At 67.3% G+C, this 21,615-nt stretch carries 16 protein-coding genes; 8 read left to right on the forward strand and 8 right to left on the reverse strand.

All coding sequences use genetic code 11. The features are described 5' to 3' along the window. Window positions 1-14: 14 nt before the first annotated feature. Window positions 15-1,430, reverse strand: coding sequence for a glycoside hydrolase family 88/105 protein (locus tag B2R83_RS09995; protein ID WP_292040646.1), 1,416 nt, complete (start codon window positions 1,428-1,430; stop codon window positions 15-17). Between the two features lie 167 nt (window positions 1,431-1,597). Here B2R83_RS09995 and garD point away from each other — a divergent pair, with 167 nt between their 5' ends. The 8 genes from garD to B2R83_RS10035 all read left to right on the forward strand — a co-directional run bounded on the left by garD (window position 1,598) and on the right by B2R83_RS10035 (window position 9,936). Then, entirely contained in the window at window positions 1,598-3,139 is a 1,542-nt protein-coding gene (garD, locus tag B2R83_RS10000; protein ID WP_209587214.1) for a galactarate dehydratase, read from the forward strand. Window positions 3,140-3,158: 19 nt separating this feature from the next. Further along, the gene (locus B2R83_RS10005) at window positions 3,159-3,977 is read left to right on the forward strand and encodes an NAD-dependent epimerase/dehydratase family protein (RefSeq protein ID WP_209587215.1); all 819 of its coding nucleotides are present in this window, start codon (window positions 3,159-3,161) and stop codon (window positions 3,975-3,977) included. Window positions 3,978-3,992: 15 nt separating this feature from the next. Next, on the forward strand, window positions 3,993-4,868 hold the full coding sequence (locus B2R83_RS10010; RefSeq protein WP_292040655.1) for an aldose 1-epimerase: 876 nt from the start codon (window positions 3,993-3,995) through the stop codon (window positions 4,866-4,868). Next, window positions 4,865-7,312, forward strand: a complete 2,448-nt coding sequence (locus B2R83_RS10015; protein WP_292040657.1) for a family 43 glycosylhydrolase — start codon at window positions 4,865-4,867, stop codon at window positions 7,310-7,312. The genes B2R83_RS10010 and B2R83_RS10015 overlap by 4 nt, the downstream gene beginning before the upstream one ends. 57 nt (window positions 7,313-7,369) lie before the next feature. After that, window positions 7,370-7,747, forward strand: coding sequence for a cupin domain-containing protein (locus B2R83_RS10020; RefSeq protein WP_292040659.1), 378 nt, complete (start codon window positions 7,370-7,372; stop codon window positions 7,745-7,747). A gap of 22 nt (window positions 7,748-7,769) precedes the next feature. Beyond that, window positions 7,770-8,144: a GFA family protein gene (locus B2R83_RS10025; RefSeq protein ID WP_292040661.1), complete on the forward strand. Its 375-nt coding sequence runs from the start codon at window positions 7,770-7,772 to the stop codon at window positions 8,142-8,144. An 80-nt stretch (window positions 8,145-8,224) separates the two neighbouring features. Beyond that, window positions 8,225-9,523, forward strand: a complete 1,299-nt coding sequence (locus B2R83_RS10030) for a TonB family protein (RefSeq protein ID WP_292040663.1) — start codon at window positions 8,225-8,227, stop codon at window positions 9,521-9,523. Between the two features lie 56 nt (window positions 9,524-9,579). Next, the gene (locus tag B2R83_RS10035; protein ID WP_292040665.1) at window positions 9,580-9,936 is read left to right on the forward strand and encodes a translation initiation factor Sui1; all 357 of its coding nucleotides are present in this window, start codon (window positions 9,580-9,582) and stop codon (window positions 9,934-9,936) included. 4 nt (window positions 9,937-9,940) lie between these two features. Here B2R83_RS10035 and B2R83_RS10040 read toward each other — a convergent pair whose 3' ends face one another. The 7 genes from B2R83_RS10040 to B2R83_RS10070 form a co-directional block, all read right to left on the reverse strand. Beyond that, window positions 9,941-10,735, reverse strand: a complete 795-nt coding sequence (locus B2R83_RS10040) for a YdcF family protein (protein ID WP_292040666.1) — start codon at window positions 10,733-10,735, stop codon at window positions 9,941-9,943. Between the two features lie 72 nt (window positions 10,736-10,807). Beyond that, window positions 10,808-12,649, reverse strand: coding sequence for a glycoside hydrolase family 28 protein (locus tag B2R83_RS10045; protein ID WP_292040668.1), 1,842 nt, complete (start codon window positions 12,647-12,649; stop codon window positions 10,808-10,810). 130 nt (window positions 12,650-12,779) lie between these two features. Continuing rightward, window positions 12,780-15,587, reverse strand: a complete 2,808-nt coding sequence (locus tag B2R83_RS10050; protein WP_292040670.1) for a TonB-dependent receptor plug domain-containing protein — start codon at window positions 15,585-15,587, stop codon at window positions 12,780-12,782. 385 nt (window positions 15,588-15,972) lie between these two features. Beyond that, a complete protein-coding gene (locus B2R83_RS10055) occupies window positions 15,973-16,671 on the reverse strand; it encodes a FadR/GntR family transcriptional regulator (protein WP_051996733.1) in 699 nt (232 codons plus the stop codon). A 111-nt stretch (window positions 16,672-16,782) separates the two neighbouring features. Further along, window positions 16,783-18,021: a M56 family metallopeptidase gene (locus B2R83_RS10060; protein ID WP_292040672.1), complete on the reverse strand. Its 1,239-nt coding sequence runs from the start codon at window positions 18,019-18,021 to the stop codon at window positions 16,783-16,785. Further along, window positions 18,011-18,400, reverse strand: a complete 390-nt coding sequence (locus tag B2R83_RS10065; protein ID WP_292040675.1) for a BlaI/MecI/CopY family transcriptional regulator — start codon at window positions 18,398-18,400, stop codon at window positions 18,011-18,013. Before B2R83_RS10065 ends, B2R83_RS10060 begins: the two co-directional genes overlap by 11 nt. Window positions 18,401-18,504: 104 nt before the next feature. Continuing rightward, the coding region (locus B2R83_RS10070) for a pectinesterase family protein (RefSeq protein WP_292040678.1) at window positions 18,505-21,615 on the reverse strand (3,111 nt) is incomplete at its 5' end.

Consider the following 21,615-nt stretch of genomic DNA (forward strand, 5'->3'; position numbering starts at 1 on the left):
CGGTGATGAACGCATCATTGCTGATGCTTGTTGTAGTCGGTCTTGCCCCCTTTGGGCACGTAATGATACGTGCGAACCTTGTGCTGGATATCGATAGCCGGGTTATTGATCATCTTGATGATCTCGGCGCCGGCCAGCAGCGTCGGGCCGTAGCCGTGCAGCGCGTGCGCGCTGGTCGGGCGGTTGTAGTAATAGACCATGTCGCCGGCGAGGGTGGTGCCGACGCAGGTGCCTTCCACTTCACCCTTGGCGGTGATGCGGGTCGACAGGCCCACCCAGCCGGCCTGCGCGATCGAGCCGTAGGTGGTCGGGCTGACCCAACCCTGGTTGACCGCGTGCGCGATCACGTAGGTGAACATGGCGCTGGCCGAGGTTTCGAGGTAGGAGTCGTTCCGGTCGATCATCTGGTGCCACAGGCCGGTGCCCGACTGCAGTTCGGCGATGCCCTTGATCGCGGCGCGCAGCTGGTTCAGCACCGGCTGGTAGCCCGGGTGGTCCTTCGGCAGCACGTCGAGCAGGTCCGACATGGCCAGCACCGCCCAGCCGTTGGCGCGCGCCCAGTAGAAGCGCGGCGCGTCCGGATGGTTGGCGTGCCAGCCGTGGGTGTACAGGCCATTCTGCGGGTTGAACAGGCGCTTGCTCATGCCCATGACGTTGTTGACGGCGTCGTCGAAGTGCTTGCGATCGCCCGTCATGCGGCCCATCTCGGCCAGCAGGGGAATGCTCATGTACATGTCGTCGCCCCACAGCGACACTTCCTGTGGGCGCTTGCGCGCCATGGTGCCGTCTTCCAGGCGGAACTGCTTGTTGATCACCCAGTCACTGCAGGTGTCGATCATGGGCTTGAGGTCCGGCCCGACCTTGGCCGCGCGCGCGCGGATCAGGGCGGCGCACATCGAGCCGGAATCGTCCAGCGAGTGCGGGGCGAGGAAGCGCGCGAAGCTGTTGGCCCGGTCGAGCTGGAATTTCTGTTCCTGGGCGCGGAAATAGGGGAGGGTCTGGGAGAAGAACTGGAAGTGGCGCTGGCTCATCGCCGTGAAGCTCTTGTCGCCGGTCGCTTCGGCTGCCTTCAGGAGGCCCGAGTGGACCACGCCCATCTCGTACACCTGGATGCCGTAGTCGCCCGCGCTGGGTTCGAAGATGGCGTCGGCGTTCGGCGTCTTCAGGTCGGTGATCTGGTCGCCGGTCTTCCTGTTGATGATGCGGGTCGGCGTTGCCTGGTCCATGTAGCCGCGGATCGCCTTGAGCTGGGCCGTCACTTCCGCCACCACCGGCTTCTTGTATGGCACCGGATAGGTGCCTTCGGAGTGGTCCAGCAGGTTCTTGTTGTCGGTGTTGCGGTAGTGGCCACCCTGGGCCAGGGCGGGGCCGCAAGCGAGTGCGCAGCCAAGAACGGTGGCAAGCGAGGCTGCCAGAAGCGAGGTCTTCATATGTCTCCAGTCGGGCGGATTTGTCTGACTTATACGTCTAGCTACTATCTGACTACTTATTGGTCAGGCCATTCTAATTTGGTCCGACCAAAATAGCAATGTGGACTAGCCACTGCCCGTAGTGTATGGCATACTGAAAAAGAACCTACCGACCAAGGCACCACACCATGAACACCCAAGTTCCGCGCACAATCCGCATGCAGGCCAGCGACAACGTCGCCATCGTCGTCAACGACGGCGGACTGCCCGCGGGCACCGTTTTCCCGGACGGCCTGACGCTCGTCGAAGGGGTCCCGCAGGGGCACAAGGTGGCACTGGTGGACTTCGCCGATGGGGACCCGGTGATCCGCTACGGCGTGATCATCGGCTATGCCAACGGCGCGATCCCGCGCGGCAGCTGGGTGTCGGAACGCGTGCTGCGCATGCCCGCGGCCCGCTCGCTCGACGACCTGCCGATCGGTACCCATGCGCGCCCGGTGACCGAAGCGCTCGAAGGCTATACCTTCGAGGGCTACCGCAACAAGGACGGCTCGGTCGGTACCCGCAACATCATGGCGATCACCAGCACCGTGCAGTGCGTCTCGGGCGTGATCGACTACGCGGTCAAGCGCATCAAGGAAGAGCTGCTGCCGCGCTACCCGAACGTCGAGGACGTGGTCGCGCTCGAGCACGTGTACGGCTGCGGCGTCGCGATCGACGCGCCGGGTGCGGACATCCCGATCAAGACCATCCGCAACCTCTCCAAAAACCCGAACTTCGGCGACCACGTCATGGTTGTCAGCCTGGGCTGCGAGAAGCTGCCGCCGGCGCGCCTGTTCCCGGCCGGCTCGATCCCGATCGGCAATGCCGAACCTTCGGTGATCACCCTGCAGGACCAGCAGCACGTCGGCTTCATGTCGATGATCGACAACCTGATGCAGACCGCCGAGAAGCACCTGGCGCTGCTGAACGCGCGCCAGCGCGTCACTTGCCCGGCCTCCGACCTGGTGGTCGGCGTGCAGTGCGGCGGCAGCGACGCCTTCTCGGGCGTGACCGCCAACCCGGCCGTCGGTTTCGCCACCGACCTCATCGTGCGTGCCGGCGGCGCCGTGATGTTCTCCGAAGTCACCGAGGTGCGCGACGGTATCGACCAGCTGACCGCGCGCGCCGCCACCCCGGAAGTGGCCCAGGCGATGGTGCGCGAGATGCAGTGGTACGACGATTACCTGGTGCGCGGCGGCGTCGACCGTAGCGCGAATACCACGCCCGGCAACAAGAAGGGCGGCCTGTCGAACATCGTGGAAAAGGCCATGGGCTCGATCGTCAAGTCGGGCACCACGGCGATCACCGGCGTGCTGTCGCCGGGCGAGAAGCTGCAGCAGAAGGGCCTGATCTACGCCGCCACCCCGGCCAGCGATTTCATCTGCGGCACCCTGCAGATGGCAGCCGGCATGAACGTGCACATCTTCACCACCGGCCGCGGCACCCCCTACGGCCTGGCGGCGGTCCCGGTGATCAAGGTGGCCACCCGCACCGAACTGGCGAACCGCTGGCACGACCTGATGGACGTGAACGCCGGACGCATCGCCAGCGGAGAGGCTAGCATCGAGGACGTGGGCTGGGAGCTGTTCCGCCTGATCCTCGACGTGGCCAGCGGGCGCAAGACCTGGGCCGAACACTGGAAACTGCACAATGCGCTGGCGCTGTTCAATCCTGCGCCGGTGACCTGACGAATGAGGAGTTTTAGCAATGACTGAAGCAGCAAAGGGCAAGCCCTTCAAACGCATCCTGCTGACCGGCGCCGCCGGTGGCCTCGGCAAGGTGCTGCGTGACCGTATCAAGCCCTGGGCCGAGGTCGTGCGCCTGTCCGACGTCGCCGACATGGGCGAAGCGCGCGAGGGCGAAGAGATCGTCCAGTGCGACCTGGCCGACAAGGAAGCGGTACTGAAGCTGCTTGAAGGCGTGGACGCCGTGCTGCACTTCGGCGGCATCTCCACCGAGAAGCCCTTCGAGCCGATCATGCAGGCCAACATCCTGGGCGTGGCCAATTTGTATGAAGCCCTGCACAAGGCCGGTACCAAGCGCGTGATCTTCGCCAGCTCGAACCACGCGATCGGCTACCACCACGTCAACACCGTGCTGGATGCGGACTCGCCGACCCGCCCGGACAGCTACTACGGCCTGTCGAAGGTCTTCGGCGAGCAGATCGCGCGCTACTACTTCGACCGCTTCGGCATCGAGACCGTCTGCATCCGCATCGGTTCGAGCTTCCCGGAGCCGGCCAACAAGCGCATGATGAGCACCTGGTTCTCCTACGACGACCTGACCGAGATGCTGCGCTGCGCGCTGTTCGCGCCGCGCGTCGGCCACACCATCGTCTACGGCATGTCGGACAACGACAGCGTGTGGTGGGATAACCGCCTGGCCTCGCACCTGGGCTACAAGCCGAAGGACAGCTCGTCGAAGTTCGCCCACCTGTTCCCGGACACCTCCGAGTTCCCGGCCAAGGACGACGTCACCACGATGTACCAGGGCGGCAAGTTCCTGCTCGACGGCCCGCAATACTGATCGGTGAGCAGAGCCGTGCTGGAACGCCTCACACTGCGTAACGAGCGCCTGCTGGCCGAGATCGTTCCGCAGATCGGGGGCGGCCTGGCGCGGCTGGACTGGCTGGACGGCGACCAGGCGCGGCCCCTGCTGCGCGGCTTGCCGCCGGACGCCAACGACACGCCGCTGCCCGGCCAACTGGCCTGCTTCCCGCTGCTGCCCTGGTCGAACCGGATGGCGCCCTCCGGCTTTGCCTTCGAAGGCGAGCGCCACGTGCCCGCCCCGAACCGGGCCGGAGAGCCTTGCCCGATCCACGGCGACGGCTGGCAGCAGCCCTGGCGCGTCGCCGCCCACCACGATACCTCCCTCACCCTGAGCCTGGACCGCCGGGATGCGCAACCCTTCGCCTACACGGCCGAGCTGCACTACATCCTGGACAAGGATGCGCTGGTGGTGGAGCTCAGCGTGCGCAATGCGGGCCGTAGTGCGCTGCCCTTCGGGATCGGCCTGCATCCGTGGATGCCGGATCCCCAGGGCGCCCGGCTGGAAGCAGGCGCCAACAGCGTCTGGATGGCCGGTCCCGACAAGCTGCCGCTGGCGCGCCAGGACATCCCGCCCGAGTGGCGCTTCGGCAGCCCCGCACCTTTGCCGCAGAACGGCGTCGACAACGTATTCGAGGGCTGGCATGGCGCCGCCCGTATCACCTGGCCGCAACGCGGCCTTGCACTGGAGGTACAGGCCGACATGGATTACTTCATCCTCTACGTTCCGCCGGGACGCGATTTCTTCTGCTTCGAACCGGTGGACCACCCGATCAATGCGCACAACCTGCCGCGCTATCCCGGCCTGACGGTGCTGGCGCCGGGCGCGAGCCTGCGCCGCCGCTGCGTGTTCCGGGGAGCGGCGCTGTGAGGCGGGCTCCTTTCGGCCTGCTGCTGGCACTGACGGTCACTGCGGCCTTCGCCCAGGCGCCGTACAACGCCGACACCACCTACCGCAAGCTGGTGCGCGACTATCCCGACATCCGCATCGCCAGCGCCGAGGCGCCGGCCCCGGTCCAGGTGCGCAAGGACCTCGAGTATGCGCGGCGCGGCGACCTGTCCCTGGGGCTCGACCTCTACCTGCCCGGCCCGGGCGGCAAGCCGGCGCCACTGGTGATCCTGGTCCACGGCGGTGGCTGGGGCACCGGCGAGCGGACCAACATGGCGCCGCTGGCGGCGCGCCTTGCCGCACGCGGCTACGCGGCCGCCACCGTCAGCTACCGTTTGTCCGGACAGGCGCGCTACCCGGCCGCGATCGAGGACGTGAAGGAAGCCGTGCGCTGGCTGCGCAAGGGCGCGGGCAGCCATGGCATCGACCCGGCCAGGGTCGCGATTGCCGGCGGTTCGGCCGGCGGCCAGATCGCCTCGCTGGTCGGCATGCTCGAGCCGCAAGCCATCCGTGCGGTGGTGAACATCGACGGCCTGTCCGATTTCACCTCGGAGGAAGCACGCAGGCACGAGGACGATCCGAAGAAGAACCCGTCCGCGGCCGGCGCCTGGTTCGGCGGCCGCTACGCCGAGACGGAAGCGCTGTGGCGCGAGGCTTCGCCGATCAATCATGTGGGCAAGAACAGCCCGCCGGTTCTCTTCATCACCAGCAGCGTGCCGCGCTTCTCGGTGGGACGCGAGGCGATGGCGGCCAAGCTGGCCTCGCACGGCATCCATTCGGATACCGTGGCGCTGGCCGGTACCCCGCATTCGTTCTGGCTGTTCGATCCCTGGGTGTCGCCCACCGTCGACGCGATGGCGGCGTTTCTCGAGCGCGTACTTGGCCCCGGGCTCGACAAAAGCACGGCACGCGCGCCGTGGTCGCCCGACCTCGGCGACGGTCGCTACCGCAACCCGATCCTGCATGCCGATTATTCCGATCCGGACGCGATCCGCGTCGGCGACACCTACTACATGGTGTCCTCGAGCTTCGCCAACGCGCCCGGCCTGCCGCTCCTGGTCTCGAAAGACATGGTTAACTGGGAGCTGCAGGGCCATGCGCTGCCCCAACTGGTGCCGGACGCACAGTTCGCCGCGCCCCAGCACGGCAAGGGCGTGTGGGCCCCGTCCCTGCGCCACCACGACGGTAAATTCTGGATCTTCTATCCCGACCCCGACAACGGGATCTACGTCACCACCGCGAAAGACTTCAAGGGTCCCTGGAGCGCCCCGCACCTGCTCCTGCCGGGCAAGGGCATCATCGATCCGGCCCCGCTGTGGGACGAGGACGGCAAGGCTTACCTGATCCACGCCTGGGCCAAGAGCCGGGCCGGGTTCAACAACGTGCTCACGCTGCGCAAGATGGCGCCCGATGGCCGCAGCCTGCTCGACAGCGAAGGCAAGGTGGTCATCGACGGCGACAAGCTGCCCGGCTACCGCACGCTGGAGGGACCGAAGCTGTACAAGGCGAACGCTTATTACTACGTGTTCGCACCCGCGGGTGGCGTCGAGCATGGCTGGCAATCGGTGTTCCGCTCGCGCAGCATCGAGGGCCCCTACGAGTCGCGCATCGTGATGGAGCAGGGCGCGACAAGCATCAACGGACCGCACCAGGGCGCCTGGGTCAGGACGCCGCAGGGCAGCGACTGGTTCTTCCACTTCCAGGACAAACGCGCCTACGGACGCGTGGTGCACCTGCAGCCGATGCGTTGGGAGGATGGCTGGCCGCTGATTGGCGAGCCGTCGAGCAAGCCGGGAGTGGGCCAGCCGGTGTTGGAGCACGCCAAGCCGGTTGCGGGAAGATTCGCGCAACGCGTGCCGGCCACGAGCGATGAATTCGATGGCAAGGCGCTGGGGGCGCAGTGGCAGTGGGCAGCCAACCCGGATTCCCGCTGGTATGCGCTCGACGCCCGTCCGGGCCATCTGCGCCTGTTCGCGCAGCCGGAGATGCCGGTGCGCTCGCTGCCCTCGGTGCTGACCCAGAAGTTCCCGGCGCCCGCCTTCGGCGTCACCGCCAAGGTCGACCTGCAGGCGCAGCGCGACGGCGACCAGGTCGGCCTCGGCACGATGGGCCTGGCCAGCCAGTGGTTCGGCCTGCGCCGCGTCGAGGGCAAGCCGCGCATGGTCCTGGTGCGCTGTGCTCAAGACGGCAAGTGCGTCGAGGAGCTGGGCGCGGAACTGCCGGGCTTCGCGGCCCACCTGCGCATGCACGTGACGGCCGGCGCCCGCGTCGCGTTCTGGTACAGCGCGGACGGCCTGCGCTTCACGCAGCTCGGTGCGCCATTCGACGCCACCATGGGCCGCTGGGTCGGGACGCAGGTCGGCCTGTTCGCGACCGGGGCGGCGGGCAGCTACGCGGACGTGGACTACCTGCGCATCACGCCTTGATGCCGGTGCCGGGGTGATAGTATTGCCGGACTTCCGTTCTTGAAAACTGGAGACCTCATGGCCCTCGACCCGCAGCAGACCTATGTCCACCTCGCCGACGATGGCCTGGCACGCAGCGTGCCAGGCGAATCTTTCTGGCAGCTGCCGCCAGCCGAACTCGATGCCTTCGGCAAGGGCTGGCTGGTCAGCGAATTCTCGTTCACGCAAGATTGGCCGAGCTGGGAAATGCACCCGCGCGGCGACGAATTCGTCTACCTGCTCGCAGGTCACGTAGAACTGCTGCTCGAACGCGACAGCGGGGTGGAGACGATCGTGCTGGAGGGCAGCGGCGCGGTCGTGGTGCCGCGCGGCGTCTGGCATACTGCCCGGGTGCACCAACCGAGCCGCATGTTGCACGTCACGCGCGGCGAAGGGACCGAGAACCGGCCGGCCTGATCCGGACTACGAGGAGACCAGCATGTTACGAGGAAGCTGCCTGTGCGGCGCCGTTGCCTACCAGGCGGCCGGCCCGATCGAGAGCACCAGCCACTGCTATTGCACCATGTGCCAGAAGCAGCATGGGGCGGCCGCCGGCACCTATGCCAACCTTGCCCGTGCCGGCTTGCGCATCGAACGTGGCGAAGAGTTCATTACCGAATACGCCTCGTCAAGCCACGGCCGGCGCGCCTTCTGCCGGCAGTGCGGGTCCACCCTGTTCTGGCGCAGCGAGCACACGCCCGAGCGCATCGCGGTCACCCTCGGCACCCTGGACGCACCCTTTACCGATCCGGTCGACATCGAGCTGCACACCGATACCAAGCCGTCCTGGCTGCCGGTTAGCGGCGTGCGCTGACCGGTGGGGGCGCCTGCGGCCATGCCGACAGGTGACAATGCGTGTATGTGTAGCGCCGTGCGATGCCGTACAGTCGAGGGATGAAGAAGCTCATCCTCTCCCTGGCCGCTGCCGCGGCCGTCCTTCCCGCCCAAGTGCTTGCCGCCCGCCTGCAGGACCCGCAGCAGCTGATGGCCATGGACCTGAATGCCTGCGGGCGCCCCGTCTATCCCGCCGCCGCGCTGGCGCAGGGCGCCGGCGGCAAGACGACGGTCGAAGTGCTGATCGGCGAACTGGGGCGCGCGAACGATGCGCGCGTGTACACGTCCAGCGGCAGGGAAGACCTCGACAAGGCCGCACTCGATGCGGTGCGCAACTGCCACTTTCATGGCGTGCAAGCCACGGGCCAGGCGCCGACCGGCTGGCTCAAGACGCAATTTGTCTGGATACCCGGCGGGGCGCAGAAGACGCAGGCGCAGGACGCGGCGCTGCTCGCCGGCACGAGGACACGTGCGGAAGCGGGCGATCCGGTCGCCCAGAATACCTTGGGCGCCTGGTACCAGCACGGCACCCACGTCGAGGCCGATCCCGTGCAGGCCGCCGCCTGGTACCTGCGCGCGGCGCAAGCCGGCAATGCATTCGCGCAGAACAATCTCGGCGTGCTGTACTACCGTGGCCTCGGCGTGCCGTATGACCAGAAACAGGCGGTCTACTGGTACGCGAAGGCGGCGGAACAGGGGCACGGCTGGGCCCAGGCCAACCTGGCGTGGGCCTACCAGTACGGCACCGCGGGAGAGCTCGACATGGACAAGGCCTTGTCCTGGCTGACGCGCTCCGCCGAGGGCGGATTGGCCGAGGCGCAGATGCGCCTCGGCCTGCTGGGAATGCAGCGCGCCGTCTCCGACGAGGAGCGCACGGCGGCAGTGGCCTGGATCGCACGCGCCGCGGCGCAGGGCGATGCGTCAGGCCTGGTCCATCTCGGCCGCAGCTTCGAACTGGGCCTTGGAAACGTGCAGGACGACGCGCAGGCGGCGGCACTGTACCGCAAGGCCCTTGGCCGCAGCGAAGGGCGCGCCGAGCTCGCCCTCGGCAAGCTGCTCGTATCGGGCCGCGTAGTGCCTGTGGACGCGGACGAAGCATCCAGGCTGTTCCAGAAAGCGATGCAGGGCCGGCTTCCGGAGGCCTACCATCAATACGGGCTGATCCTGGAACAGAACGGCGATCTCGACCTGGCAAGGGCCATCTTCCTCCTGGGCGCGAAGATGGGACATTGCGATGCCGTGGTGAAGTACGTCGAGATGCGGCCGAACCAGGAAACGCCGGCCGGCGACGTCGCGGCCGTGTTCGCGCTGCGCGCGCAGTGGTGCAGGACCCGTCCGGCTGCGCCGCCGCAGCTTTGAGGAGCCGATGCTGCTACACTCGTCCCCCCGATTTCACAGATATTCTTGAGCAGAACATGAAGAGCAGTTCGAACAGCGGCCTCGTCTATTCCACCGAGAGCGGCCGCATGTGCCCCGCATGCCGCAAGCCCGTCTCGGCCTGCGAGTGCAAGGCCAGGGCCGCGGTCAAGGGCGACGGCGTGGTGCGCGTCTCCTTGCAAACCAAGGGTCGGGGCGGCAAGAGCGTGACCATCGTCAAGGGCCTCGCGCTCGATGCCACCCAACTGGCCCAGCTGGGCAAGCAGCTGCGCACGGCATGCGGTTCCGGCGGCACCGTGAAGGATGGGGTGATCGAAGTGCAGGGCGAGCACTGCGAGCTGATCATGGAAACGCTCAGGAAGCTCGGCCACCAGCCGAAGCGGGCCGGCGGCTGAGCGCTCAACGCTCGGGAACCTGGGCGCCGCCCGCGCGCAGCCGGTACCAGCCCATGCCGATCAGTTCGTACATGGCATACCAGGAGCGGCGCAAGCCCTCGGCACTGGGCACCCAGGCGTGGATGCTGCGGGCCTGGCCGGTGAAGAACATGGTCGGTGCGTCGACCACCTCGAGCCCGGCGCGTTCGAACGCGGCGCGGGCGCGCGCCATGTGCATGGCATCGGTCACCAGCAGGACACGCCGGACCTCATCCGCGCGCAGCAGCGCGGCGCTGTAGGCGGCGTTTTCCGCGGTGTCGCGCGAGCGTGCTTCGACCCATTGCACCGGCACGCCGAAATCCTCGCGCAAGGCGGTCGCCATCGCATCGGCCAGCGAGTAAGCGCGTTCACCGGCGGGCGGCTTTCCGACGGTGCCGCCGCTGACCAGGATGGGCAGCTTCGTGCGCCGCTGCAGGTGGGCCGCGTAGCGCAGGCGCGCCAGGGCGGTGACATCGGGGATGTCGCGGCCGCCGTACTCGGGGGCGTTACGCAGCCGTCCGGCCCCGAGCACCACGATCGCCTGGGCGCCGGCGCGTTCGGGCGCGTGCAGGGGCGCGGTCATCCGCTCCAGCGGCGTGACGAACAGCTCGGCCACCTTCGGCATCGACAGCAAGGCCAGTAGCGCCAGCCCGGTTCCCGCAAGACTGCGGCCGATGCGCGGCCAGCGGCGCCATAGCGCGAGGCCGATCAGGATCAACAGGAACAGGTTGGCGGGAGGAAGAATCAGGCTGCGCGGGATGGCGTTGATCAGGTCGAGCATCGGTGTCGGCTAGGAAGCGGTGGCTGTCAGTCCGACATCCTAGCTCATCCTGCACCGAAACCGGTGCAGGCTTCAGGCCTGCAGGGTGGTGTTGTAGACCTTGCCCGCGATGGTGACCTTGCTCAGCTTGACGTTGCGGACGTTGTAGATGAACCAGGGCTGGTCCGCGTTCACCGGGGTGCCGAAGTCGCAGTCGGTGATGGTCACGTCGCGGATCGGCAGGATGTCGACCGGCTTGTCGCCGTTGTAGTCGAAGGCGACCGGGCCGAGCAGGAGCAGCGCCTGGTAGCAGGAGCGCGGGCCATTCTCCGTGGCGACGTTGCCGACCCTGACGCCGGAGATGTGGATGTGCTCCACGCTAGGTGGGCGGGTGCGCACGTTGTCGGCGTTCGGCGCGTAGTCGCAGTCGAAGGTGATCACGGCGCCGGCTCCGGCGCCGACCGACTTCGGTTTGATCGGCGAGCCGGGCAGCGGGGTGTAGAACTGCGGCTTGAGGTTGACGCCGTTCGGCATGGTCACGTTGCGCACGTAGAAGTGGCGCAGGAAGCCGCCGCGGTTCATATTGGTCTTCAGGCGGATCGCGGTGTTGAGCGGGTCGCTTGCCCAGTGCGTGTTGCGGAACTCGATGTCCTGCGCATATACGTGCTGGATCCCGCCCGCCATCTCGCTGCCCAGCGTGACGCCGCCGTGGCCGCTGTTCATGACGCAGTTCTGGATCACCACGTTCTGGGTCGGGCCGAACTGGGTGTCGAGGTTCTTGCCGGCCTTGATCGCGATGCAGTCGTCGCCGCTGTTGAAGGTGCAGCCGTCGACCAGCACGGTGTTGCAGGCTTCCGGGTCGAAGCCGTCGCTGTTCGGTCCCATGCTGTCCATGTGCACGCCGCGGATCTCGACCTTGCTGCAGTTGACCGGGTGGTGCTGCCAGAACGGCGTCTGGTTCAGCTGGTAGCCCTGCATCAGCACATTGGTGCAGCCGATGAATTCGACCATGCAGGGGCGCAGGTAGTGGCCGCGGCCGAACACCCGTTTCGCGGCCGGCACGCCCGCTTCCGACAGCGTCGGCAAGTAGGCTTCGTCGGTGCGCCATTTGTCGTTCTTGCCCTCCATGAGGGCGACCTGGGCGTCGTTCAGATTCGGGGCCACTGCCCGGATCGAGGAGGGATTGAGCGGGTTGACCGCGATCTGCGTGCGCTTCTGGTTGTGCGCCTTTCCTGCCACGCCCTTGCGCTTGCCCTTCCAGTCCCACCAGGTCTCGCCATCGGCACGCGGCACGCCGCCCTGGCCGTCGAGGATGCTGGTCCAGTCTTCGCCGGTGAGGGCGATGTTGGTCTGGCCGTAGGCGTAGACCATCGGCGAATAGTTCAGGCAGTCGTTGCTCTGCCAGCGCGAGATCACCAGCTTGCCATTGGGTCCGCAGTCATACTCTCCGTATTTGGCGAAGTCTTCCGGATCGTTGCTGAAGTAGACGTGGGCGCCCTTGGCCAGGTGCACGTTGACGTTGGATTTCAGGACGATCGGTCCCTTCACCAGCCAGTTACCGGCCGGGATCACGACCCGGCCGCCGCCCGCCGCGCTGCAGGCGGCGATGGCCGCCGCGATCGCCGCGTAGCAGTCATGGGCGCCCGGCGCCGGGGTGCTGAGCTTGCCCTCTTCGTGGTCGGCCACGTAACCCGTCACCATGACTGCTTCGCAGGGCTTGGCGCCGTAGGCGGTGATGGAAAAGTCGCGCTTGGGGAAGACGAGCGGCTTCCTGAACCCGTCGATGATGTTTTGGGCGCGCGCCCAGGGATCGTCTTGTGCCACCTTGGCTCCTCCGCTTGCGGCGAGCGCCGGTCCCACAGCCAGGCCGGCCACCGATGCCGATGCAGCATACAGCAGCGAACGGCGTTGCGGATTGATGTGTCGCGTTGTCATGGTGTTTCCTTTTGTTTGCCGGCGCCGGCATGGGCGCGAGAACGAGGGGAGGTGCGTCATGGGGTCGCTCCATGTGCGCAGGGCGGACGAGGTCATCGTCCGCCCTGCGTTGGTCACGGTCCGGAGACGCTTAGAACGTGTAGTCCGCGCGCAGCGTGAAGGCACGCCCGATCGGCTTGGCGATGTTCTGCGCAAACACGACACGCGAGGACAGGCGCTGGTTCGACAGTGGCGGCTCTTCGTCGAACAGGTTGTTCACGCCGGCGCCGATCTTGAGCTGCTTGTTCACCTTCCAGCTGGTCGACAGGTTGTACACGCGGTACGGTGCGATCACGTTGTAGAACGGCTGGCCCGGCTGCTGGGTCGGCAGCGCGTTGGTGTCTTCATAGGTCGACGAGTACTGCTGCGTCAACTGGGCGAAGAACGGACCGTAGTTCCAGTTCACGCGCGCCTGGTGCTTCCACTTGAAGATGTAGGTGTTGGCCGAGGTGGAGCCGGTGGACAGGGCGCCGATGCGGCCGACGCTGTCGACCCATGGGCTGCCGACGTCGTTCTGGCCTTCGTACTTGTCGGTATAGGTGCCGTCCATCGAGAAGCCGAAGCGGCCCCAGTTCTTGGTCGGGTACGAGTAGTTCAGGCTCAGGTCGATACCCTGGGTCTTGAGGCCACCCATGTTCAGGCGCGTCTTCGTGATGTACTGAAGCGTGCCGTCCGGGTTACGCACGAACAGGTCCTGGTAGCGCGCCAGGTTGTCGAAGATGGAGTCTTCGTTGATCTGGGCGATGGTGCCCTTCATGTCGATCTTCCAGAAGTCGACGGTGGCGACGAAGTTCTTGACCGGTTCGACCACGAAGCCGACGGTATAGGTCTTCGACTTTTCCGGCTGCAGGTCCGGGTTGGCGCCGACCAGCGTGGTCAGGCGCGTGTTGCAGACGCGCTCGGCGTCCAGGCCCAGGCCGGCATAGCGCGGATCGGTGGTCAGGGTACCGGAACCGGCCACGTTCGGGGTGGCGCTCGGGCACAGCAGCGGATCGTCCCAGCTCGAGGTCGACGGGGTCAGGGTGCGCGGGGTGCCGTACAGTTCAGGCAGGGTCGGCGCACGGAAGCCGGTGCTGACCGTGCCGCGCACCATCAGCTGCTTCATCGGCTGGTAGCGGAAGCTGGCCTTCGGATTCCAGGTCGAACCGAAATCGCTGAAATGGTCGCCGCGCACCGCGAAGTTCAGGTTCAGCTCTTTCGTGACGGGCGCATCGAGTTCGGCGTACAGGCCGGCGACGCGGCGTGCGCCGCTCGGGTTGTTGCCCGGCGAGCCAGAGACGCGATGGACCACCTCGTTGGCGATCATGCGCGCATCTTCCTCGTAGGTCTCGCGGTGCCAGTCGCCGCCCACGGCCAGGCCCAGCGAGCCGCCTGGCAGGTCCATCAGGGTGCGGCTCAGGTTGAAGTCGAGGCCATAGTGGCGCACGTCGGCGATGCGGAAGTCCTCGCCGTCGGCCGAGATGCTCTCCAGGTAGGCGCGGCCGGCGGCATCCTGGGCGCCGAACGGGCTCAGGATGCCGTTGGCGACGCCGGCGTACACGGCCGGGGTGCGCACGAAGTTTTCCTTGAAGCCGGTATCGCGGTGGCTGTAGCCGTAGGAGCCGCCGACGCGGTAATCCCATCCCTTGATCTGGCCTTCATCGGCCACCACCAGGCGGGCATTCTTTTGTACGTCGTGCAGCTTGGCTGCGCCCAGCTCGTCCAGGCTCCAGGTCAGCGCCAGGTCTTCGCCGTTCAGGCCGGCCACTGCCGGCACGCCGCCGCTGCCGCCCGGGTACCACTTGCTGGCCTTGGTGATCATCAGGGGCTTGCGCGAGGCGGTTAGGACGTCATAGTTGGTGTTCGCACCAAAGGGCTGCGGCGGGCTGATGGCGTCGATGTAGGAGCGCGACAGGTTCAGTTCCACCGTCAGCACGCCGCCGTCGCCATGGGCCAGGCTGCCCTTGGTGAACAGGGTGACCTGCTGGTTTTCCGGCAGCAGCTGCGGGTAGATGGTCGGGTCGGTGATGCAGGTCTTGCCGCCGTTGGCGTTGGTACGGGTCGACGGCACCGTGGTCTGCGGCAGGCCCGGCGCTACGCAACCGGAGGCGAAATACGGGTTGCCGGTGATGTTGGCCGACTTGCCGTTGCGGTAGATGGTGTAGTTCGCCGGCGATGCCGAGCCGCCCGAGGTGTTCGAGGTGAACGGGTTGCCGCCGAGCGCAGCCAGCTTGACCGGATCCCAGATGTTCGGGCGGTCCTTCTGCATCAGCGACTCGCGGCGCTGGGCGCTGAAGGCGGTGTAGACGTTCCAGCCGTCGGTGGCCATGTCGCCCTTGCCGGCGATCAGGGTGACGCGCTTCTGGTCGCCGCCGCCGGATTGTTCCGGCTGCACCGTGCTGGCGTGGACGGTCACGTCCTGGACCGATTTTTTGGTGATGAAGTTGACCACGCCGGCGATCGCGTCGGTGCCGTACAGGGCCGATGCACCGTCACGCAGCACTTCGACGCGCTCGATGGCGGCCATCGGGATCACGTCGACGTTGACCGAGCTCGCGCCCAGCGCCTCGTTGGCCAGGCGGCGGCCGTTCAGCAGCACCAGGGTACGGTTGGTGTTCAGGCCGCGCATGTTGATCATGGTGCCGCCGCCGCCGCCGCCGACCGGTTCGTTGGTCGCCGCGACGGTCAGGGCCACGGCGACTTCCGTCATCGTGGTCAGGCCCTGGTTGGTCAGTTCCTCGGCCTTGTAGGTGGTCAGCGGAAGGGCATTCTCGGTGGCGAGGCGCTTGATCGAGGAACCGGTCACTTCGACGCGCTGCATCGGCGCGTCCTGCGCGATGGCAGTGTTCGTCAGGGTCAGCACTGCGGCAGTGATTGCCGTCAGAAGGAAGCGTTGTTCGGTGATACGAGTTTGTTTCACTGGAAGTCTCCTGCTCAAATCAGAATTGCGTCCGGGTGTGTCCCTGGATCGCGCGAAGGGATACGCAGGGGTATCCGCGCGGTGGTGACGAGGTCACTGCCGTCCAATGCACAGCGCTGTGGTCCGCGGCAGGCCATCCTCGTGCGACGGCGGTAAGGGATCAGCAGATGATTGATTGGTCTGTAGCGGATTCTACTTTGGTCTGACCGCTTTCGCAATCTGGACGAACCACTTATTTTTGGTCTGTTGGTAAATACAATGCGGTTGGGCCAATTATTCAAACAGCAATATTTCCGCAACGCGAAGGCAACCTGGAAACGCAGGGAGGGGAGAGAACGGCGGGAAGGGTGGACAGCCGGGCCGACGGCCCGGCCCGGACAAGGCATCAGCCGCGCGAGAAAGTGCGGGTCACGCGGTCGAGGTGGGCGCGCATGGCGGTGCGGGCGCCGGCCACGTCGTGCGAGGCGATGGCGGCGAAGATGTTGCGGTGGTCGATCAGGGTCTGCTGGCGCAGTTCTTCGGTCTGGAAGTGTTCCTTCAGCTTGTGCCAGAGCGAGCCGCGCTGGCTCCACAGGTATTCGATCACGCCGACCATCGCGCTGTTGCCGGTGGCGCGCGCGATCGCCAGGTGGAAGTTGCGGTCGGCCGATTCGTTGCCGCTGCGGTCTTCGTGGTGCTGTTCCATCTCTTCCACCGCGCGCAGGATGGCGTCGATGGCCGAATCGCTGGCGTGCTTCGCGGCCAGCGCCGCGACTTCGACCTCGATCAGGCGGCGCGCGGCCAGCACTTCGAATGGCCCGGGGCCGGCGGTCGGCACCTCGGCCTGGGGCTGGGCCTGTTCGCTGACGTACACCCCCGAGCCGCCGCGCACTTCGACCGTGCCGCCCAGTTCCAGGGCGATCAGGGCTTCGCGCAGCGAGGTGCGGCTGACGCCGAGCTTGGTGGCCAGCTCGCGCTCGGCCGGCAGGCGCTCGCCCGGACGGATGTTTTCGGCGCGGATCAGTTCCTCGATCTTGGCCGAGACCACCCGGTACAAGCGTGGCTCGTTGACGCTGTTCTCGTTCAGCGCAGCGGTTTTCTTCATCGATGGGTCCGTCGTTTGTAAATATGGTGGCCGATGCCAAACCAGCGATCTTAGTTTGGTGCGGGTATTGTTGCAAGTGGACCAACCAATTATAAGCTAACGGAGCCGTCTTTACGGTGGTGTTGTCACGGTCATCGCCACGCTGAAGGCTTTCTCGCCCTCGCCGACCCTGACGGTAGCCGCTTCGCCGACGCGGGCCAGCAAGGTTGGCGCCGTCACCAGGGCTGCGCCCTTGAACAGTTTCCCGGTCAGCCAGACCTTGTCGGGCGTCTCGGCCGGATGGACGATCATGTCGAGGCGCCATTCGCCCGTGCTCACGCTGAACTTTTCGCCGGCCGGCGTCAGCACGCGCGGGATGGATTCCTTGCCATCTCCCTCGAAGCCTTCCGCCTTGAGCTGGAAGGAGACCGATGAACTGTTCGCATCGCCGATGACCATCGCCACCGAATACTGGGGCACGCCTGCGGCCTGCTCGGCGCGCACGCCCAGCGTCGTGCCGAAAGCGCCCGCGGCCAGCAGGGCGAGGGTACAGCGGCCAGCGATGCGGCGCAGGGTTCCGGGTAAGGCTTGCTGCAGGCTCATGATGCGCTCCTTGGTAGGGTGTTGCGTTTGCCAGTGGCAGTGGATGCCGCCCGCCGCAAAGGCGCCGGCATGGGATTTGAGCAGTGCTTCGGCATAGGTGCGGCGCTGACCTGGATGGCGCCGCATGACGGCGGCATCGCAGGCCAGTTCCTGGTCCTGGCGCAGGCGGCGCGCGCCGACGTGGATCAGCGGGTTGAACCAGAACAGGCACTGGAACAGGGCCGTCAGCAGGTTGGCAAAGGCATCGCGGCGCGCGACGTGGACTTGTTCGTGGGCGATCACCAGCGCCTGCTCGGCGGGCGTGTAGCGCTGTGCGAAGTCGCGCGGCACCACGATCCGCGGGCGGAGCAGGCCGACCGAAGCCGGACCCGCTCCGGCGGCGCCGACGAACACGCCGCCGGAGCGGGTCAGCTCGCCTGCCTGGCGCAGGAAGCGCAAATGGCCGCGGATGAACCACCATGCCATCGCCGCGACGCCGGCCATCCAGATGAAGGGCAGCATGCCGGCTCCGTCCGCCGTGACTGCCGGCGCGGCCTGCACGGCCAGCGCCTGCACTGGGCGCAGCGCCTGTACGGACAAGCCGGATGGGGCCGCGCTTCGTGGCAACAGGCTTGCCGCCACCACGATCGGCACGATCAGCCAGGCCTGGTAAGCCAGCGTCGCGCCGAGCCAGCGCCGTAACAGCTTGCGTACTGCCAGCAGGATCAGGGTCGCCAGGCCGGCAAACAGCGCCGCGCGCAGGACCAGGGGCAGGAGCTCACTGGCCATCATCGAGCTCGTCGATCAGCTTGCGCAGTTCCCGGATGTCCGCCTGCGACAGTTTTTTCTGGCTGCCGAAATGGGCGACCAGCGGCGCGATGCGTCCGCCGAACAGGCGCTGCACCAGGCTTTCGCTTTCGCGCGCCAGCCAGGCCTCGCGCGGCAGCACGGCGTGGTAGAGGAAGCGCCGCCCATCCTTCTGCGCGGCGATCGCCCCCTTCTTGAGCAGGCGGTTGAGCAGGGTCTTGACGGTGGCGGTCTGCCAGTGCTGGCTCTCGGAGAGGGCGACGACGACCTGTTCGGCCACCACCGGGCCGGGCGCGCGCCACAGCACTTCCATGACGTGCGACTCGGCGTCGCTGATGTTGATGGGGGAAGGATTCGACATGACAGCACCATTTACAGTTGTAATCTCACTTCATGATTACAGCTGTAAACGGCACTGTCAAGCGCTGCGCGCGCCTTTATGCGGCCAGGGTGGCCGCCATGTCCTCAAGGCTGAGGATTCCAGGCGCGGCCGGCGAACACCGCGGCGCGGGTCGACAGGCGCGCGGCCTGCGTCCGGTCCATCTGGTAGCCGCCGTAGCTGCGCGGCTGCCCGTCTTCCGAACGGTTGCCGTATTCGCGCCAGCCGCCCTCCAGGGGATTCGGCAGCGGCTTGCGGTACCAGGCATCCGCGGCGATGTGCGGGCCGACGCTGCACGCGATGAAGGCGACGTTGTCCCAGGTATTCGCGGTGCCCGGCGAGCGTGCGAAGTACGTTGCGCCGTCGGGCGGTAGGTTGCCCGCCGGGCCGGGGCCGCGCGTCAGGCGCGAACGCAGGAACACGAAGCCCGGATCGTCCTTGCCCACGGTGCGCGCCTGCACGATGTAGCCGCCGCTTTGCGGATTGGCGCTGTCGCCTACCGTACGTAGTTCGCTCTCTTCGAACAGGGCGGCGCGGTTGTTCCCCCAGACGAAGTCGACGTTGCCTTCGATGAGCGACTTGTAGAACCAGGCGTAGCCGTGCAGCTGCAGCGTGTCCTGTTCGCTCACGAAGTGCGCATTGCGCGCGATCAGGCGGCCGTTCTCGCTCCTGAAGAAGATCGTTTCGGCCTGGGCCGAATGGCCGTCGCTGCGGCGGGTGCTGTTGTGCAGGGCGATGTCGCGAATCTCGAACAGGTCGACGTCCTGGACCAGGAACTGGGCGCGGCCGCCGTCGATGCCGGCCGTGCCGTCCGGCTGCCCGCTGCCCGAGCCCGGATTGCGGGTTTCGCTGTTGGCGGCGCGGATGATGGTCGCTTCTCGACTCTGGCCGCGCAGCATGACATTGTCCTTGTCAACCAGGTAGAGCAGTTCCGGATAGACGCCGTCGCGCACGTTCACCGTCACTGCCTTGTCGCGCGGCAGCGACATGGCGTGGTCGAGCGCGGCCTGCACGGTGCGGAAATCGGCGCGCCCGGCCGTGTCCACGGTGATGCTGTCGCCCACCGGCTGGTGGGGCGTGGTGCGGAAGGACCAGCGCGCGCCCTCGAAACCCTTGACGCGCACCAGGCGCGCATCGACCACCGCCTCGTACTCGAGGCCGCGCTCGAGCAGCCGGGGCATGCGCACGCGCAGTTCCTTGCCCTGCACCGTGATCGGATGCATGCGCAGCAGGCGCTGGCGCTCCTGCGGCGCCAGTGCAATGACGGTTTCGCCCGGGCGGATGACCGCGACCAGGGCCTTGTCGCGCTTGCGGTAGACGCGCACGCTGCCTTCGCCGCTGAGCACCGGTTCTTCCGCGAAGACGAGGCGCAGCGGCGTATCGGGCGGCACGCCGCGCTCGCCGTTGGCCGGCAGGGCGGTGGCCCCAGGGGGCAGGGTGGTGCCGGCCGGCGCGGCGAAGGGGGCGCCCACGTCGACCGTGAACACGGCCTGCGCCCATGGATCGTCGAGGCTGCGCACCGTCACCGTGGTGCGGCCCGCGGCGTGCGGGGCCAGGCGCAGGGCGCCGCTCGCGGCATCGGCATGCGCGATGCGCGGATCGGCGGAGAGCGCGGCGATGTGCGCACTTCCGCCGGCGCCGCCGACCCGGATGGTCTCGGGCGTGTCGCCGGCCTGCAGCGCGATGCGGTCGGCGCCGACGTGGACGGTCACGCGCTCGGGCGGCGTGCCGGCAGGGCCGCCGCGCAGGTCGAACAGGGTATTCGCGCCCGCGTCCCAGCTGACCGGCTGCACCGCGGGGAAGGGCGGCGCCACCAGCCAGGTGGCGCGGTCGCCGTCCACCGAGACGTTCAGCACATTATCCTGCGGTCCCGGTTCGGCCGCATAGCGCAGCACCACCGGCGTGCCCGGCAGCGAGGCATTGCGGCGCACCTGCTTGATGCGCTTGACCTCGCCGCCGCGCGATTCCAGCAGCTCCACTACCCAGACCTTGCGGTCGTCGCTGAGCTGCAGGCTGGCGCCCTGCCAGTCGCCGTTCGCGTCCTGGCGGGCGCGCAGCAGGAAGGGGCTGCCGGCCACCGGGACGAAGCGTGCCTCGGCATAGCCGTCCGCGGCTTGCTGCATGGGGCGCGGGCCGGCATGCTCGCGCACGTGGCGCGCTACCTCGCTGGCGGGCAGCGCCGTGTAGCGGTAGGGCACGCGCCAGCCGGCGTCGCCCCCATAGGCGCAGTCCGCGAGAGGCCTGCCGTTCAGCAGAGAGCCGCTGTCGGCAAAGATGCCGGGGCTGGAGGCCGGGTCGCGCACGATCTGCTTGCAGCTCGCGGCGCCGGCGACGTCGAACGCATTGGCATCCGAGATGATGCGCGCCGCATGGGCGGCGCCGACACTGTAGCCGTGGCGGTACACCGGGCGCTGGCGGTCGCCGACATAGTAGTTGTTCAGCAGGTGCACCTGGCCGTAACGCACCCGCGGCGCGCGTTCGGCCACGTGCTCGAACAGGTTGCCTTTCAGGGTCACGCGCAGCTTGCCGGCGTCGCCGGTGGCCGCGTCGCTTGCGCCGATCAGCATGTTCTTCTCGTGCTCGGCGAAGTGGTTGTAGGTGACACTGACGTAGTCGGAACCGCGCGTGATGTCGACTGCGCCGTCATGGCACTGCATGATCTTGCCGTTCGCGACCGCTTGCCTGTCGTCCGTCTGTGGCGCGTCGGTAAAGCTGTTATGGTCGATCCAGACGTGGTGCGAGCCGGAGACGGTAATGCCGTCGAATTCGGAATTCCAGTTGCCCTTGCTGCCGTCGTGCGGATCCCAGACCGGGCCGACGTCGCAGGGGTTGCGGATAGCGAGGTTGCGGATCACCACCTGTTCGACGTTCGCGACGATCAGACTGCCGTGGACGAAGCCGGCTCCCGGAGCCACCCCGATCAGGGTGGTATTCGACGGGATGCGTATGATGCCGCGCTGCGCCTGGTCCTTTGTATCGCGAAAAGGACGCCCCTCGCTCATGTCGATGCTCGCCGCCACGCGCACGATGCGCGCCGGCGCTGTTGCGCTCAGGGCCGCCAGCAGCTGGGCGCGGTCGCGCACGGTGTACACATGGGCGGGGCTGGCCAGGGCGCCGCCGCGGGTGCCGCCCTCTTGTGCGGCCCAGCCGTCGAAGGGCGCATGCTGGCGCTCGGCCGTCGGGACCGGCACGGCCGC

The organism is Massilia sp. UBA6681, from assembly GCF_002454935.1.
GTDB classification, from domain to species: Bacteria; Pseudomonadota; Gammaproteobacteria; order Burkholderiales; family Burkholderiaceae_D; genus Telluria; species Telluria varians.

Coding starts and splice junctions, on each gene's coding strand:
- B2R83_RS10005 (WP_209587215.1), top strand. CDS start 3,159: ATGACTGAAGCAGCAAAGGGCAAGCCCTTCAAACGCATCCTGCTGACC.
- B2R83_RS10035 (WP_292040665.1), top strand. CDS start 9,580: ATGAAGAGCAGTTCGAACAGCGGCCTCGTCTATTCCACCGAGAGCGGC.
- B2R83_RS10030 (WP_292040663.1), top strand. CDS start 8,225: ATGAAGAAGCTCATCCTCTCCCTGGCCGCTGCCGCGGCCGTCCTTCCC.
- B2R83_RS10055 (WP_051996733.1), bottom strand. CDS start 16,671: ATGAAGAAAACCGCTGCGCTGAACGAGAACAGCGTCAACGAGCCACGC.
- garD (WP_209587214.1), top strand. CDS start 1,598: ATGAACACCCAAGTTCCGCGCACAATCCGCATGCAGGCCAGCGACAAC.
- B2R83_RS10025 (WP_292040661.1), top strand. CDS start 7,770: ATGTTACGAGGAAGCTGCCTGTGCGGCGCCGTTGCCTACCAGGCGGCC.
- B2R83_RS10060 (WP_292040672.1), bottom strand. CDS start 18,021: ATGGCCAGTGAGCTCCTGCCCCTGGTCCTGCGCGCGGCGCTGTTTGCC.
- B2R83_RS10040 (WP_292040666.1), bottom strand. CDS start 10,735: ATGCTCGACCTGATCAACGCCATCCCGCGCAGCCTGATTCTTCCTCCC.
- B2R83_RS10045 (WP_292040668.1), bottom strand. CDS start 12,649: ATGACAACGCGACACATCAATCCGCAACGCCGTTCGCTGCTGTATGCT.
- B2R83_RS09995 (WP_292040646.1), bottom strand. CDS start 1,430: ATGAAGACCTCGCTTCTGGCAGCCTCGCTTGCCACCGTTCTTGGCTGC.
- B2R83_RS10020 (WP_292040659.1), top strand. CDS start 7,370: ATGGCCCTCGACCCGCAGCAGACCTATGTCCACCTCGCCGACGATGGC.
- B2R83_RS10065 (WP_292040675.1), bottom strand. CDS start 18,400: ATGTCGAATCCTTCCCCCATCAACATCAGCGACGCCGAGTCGCACGTC.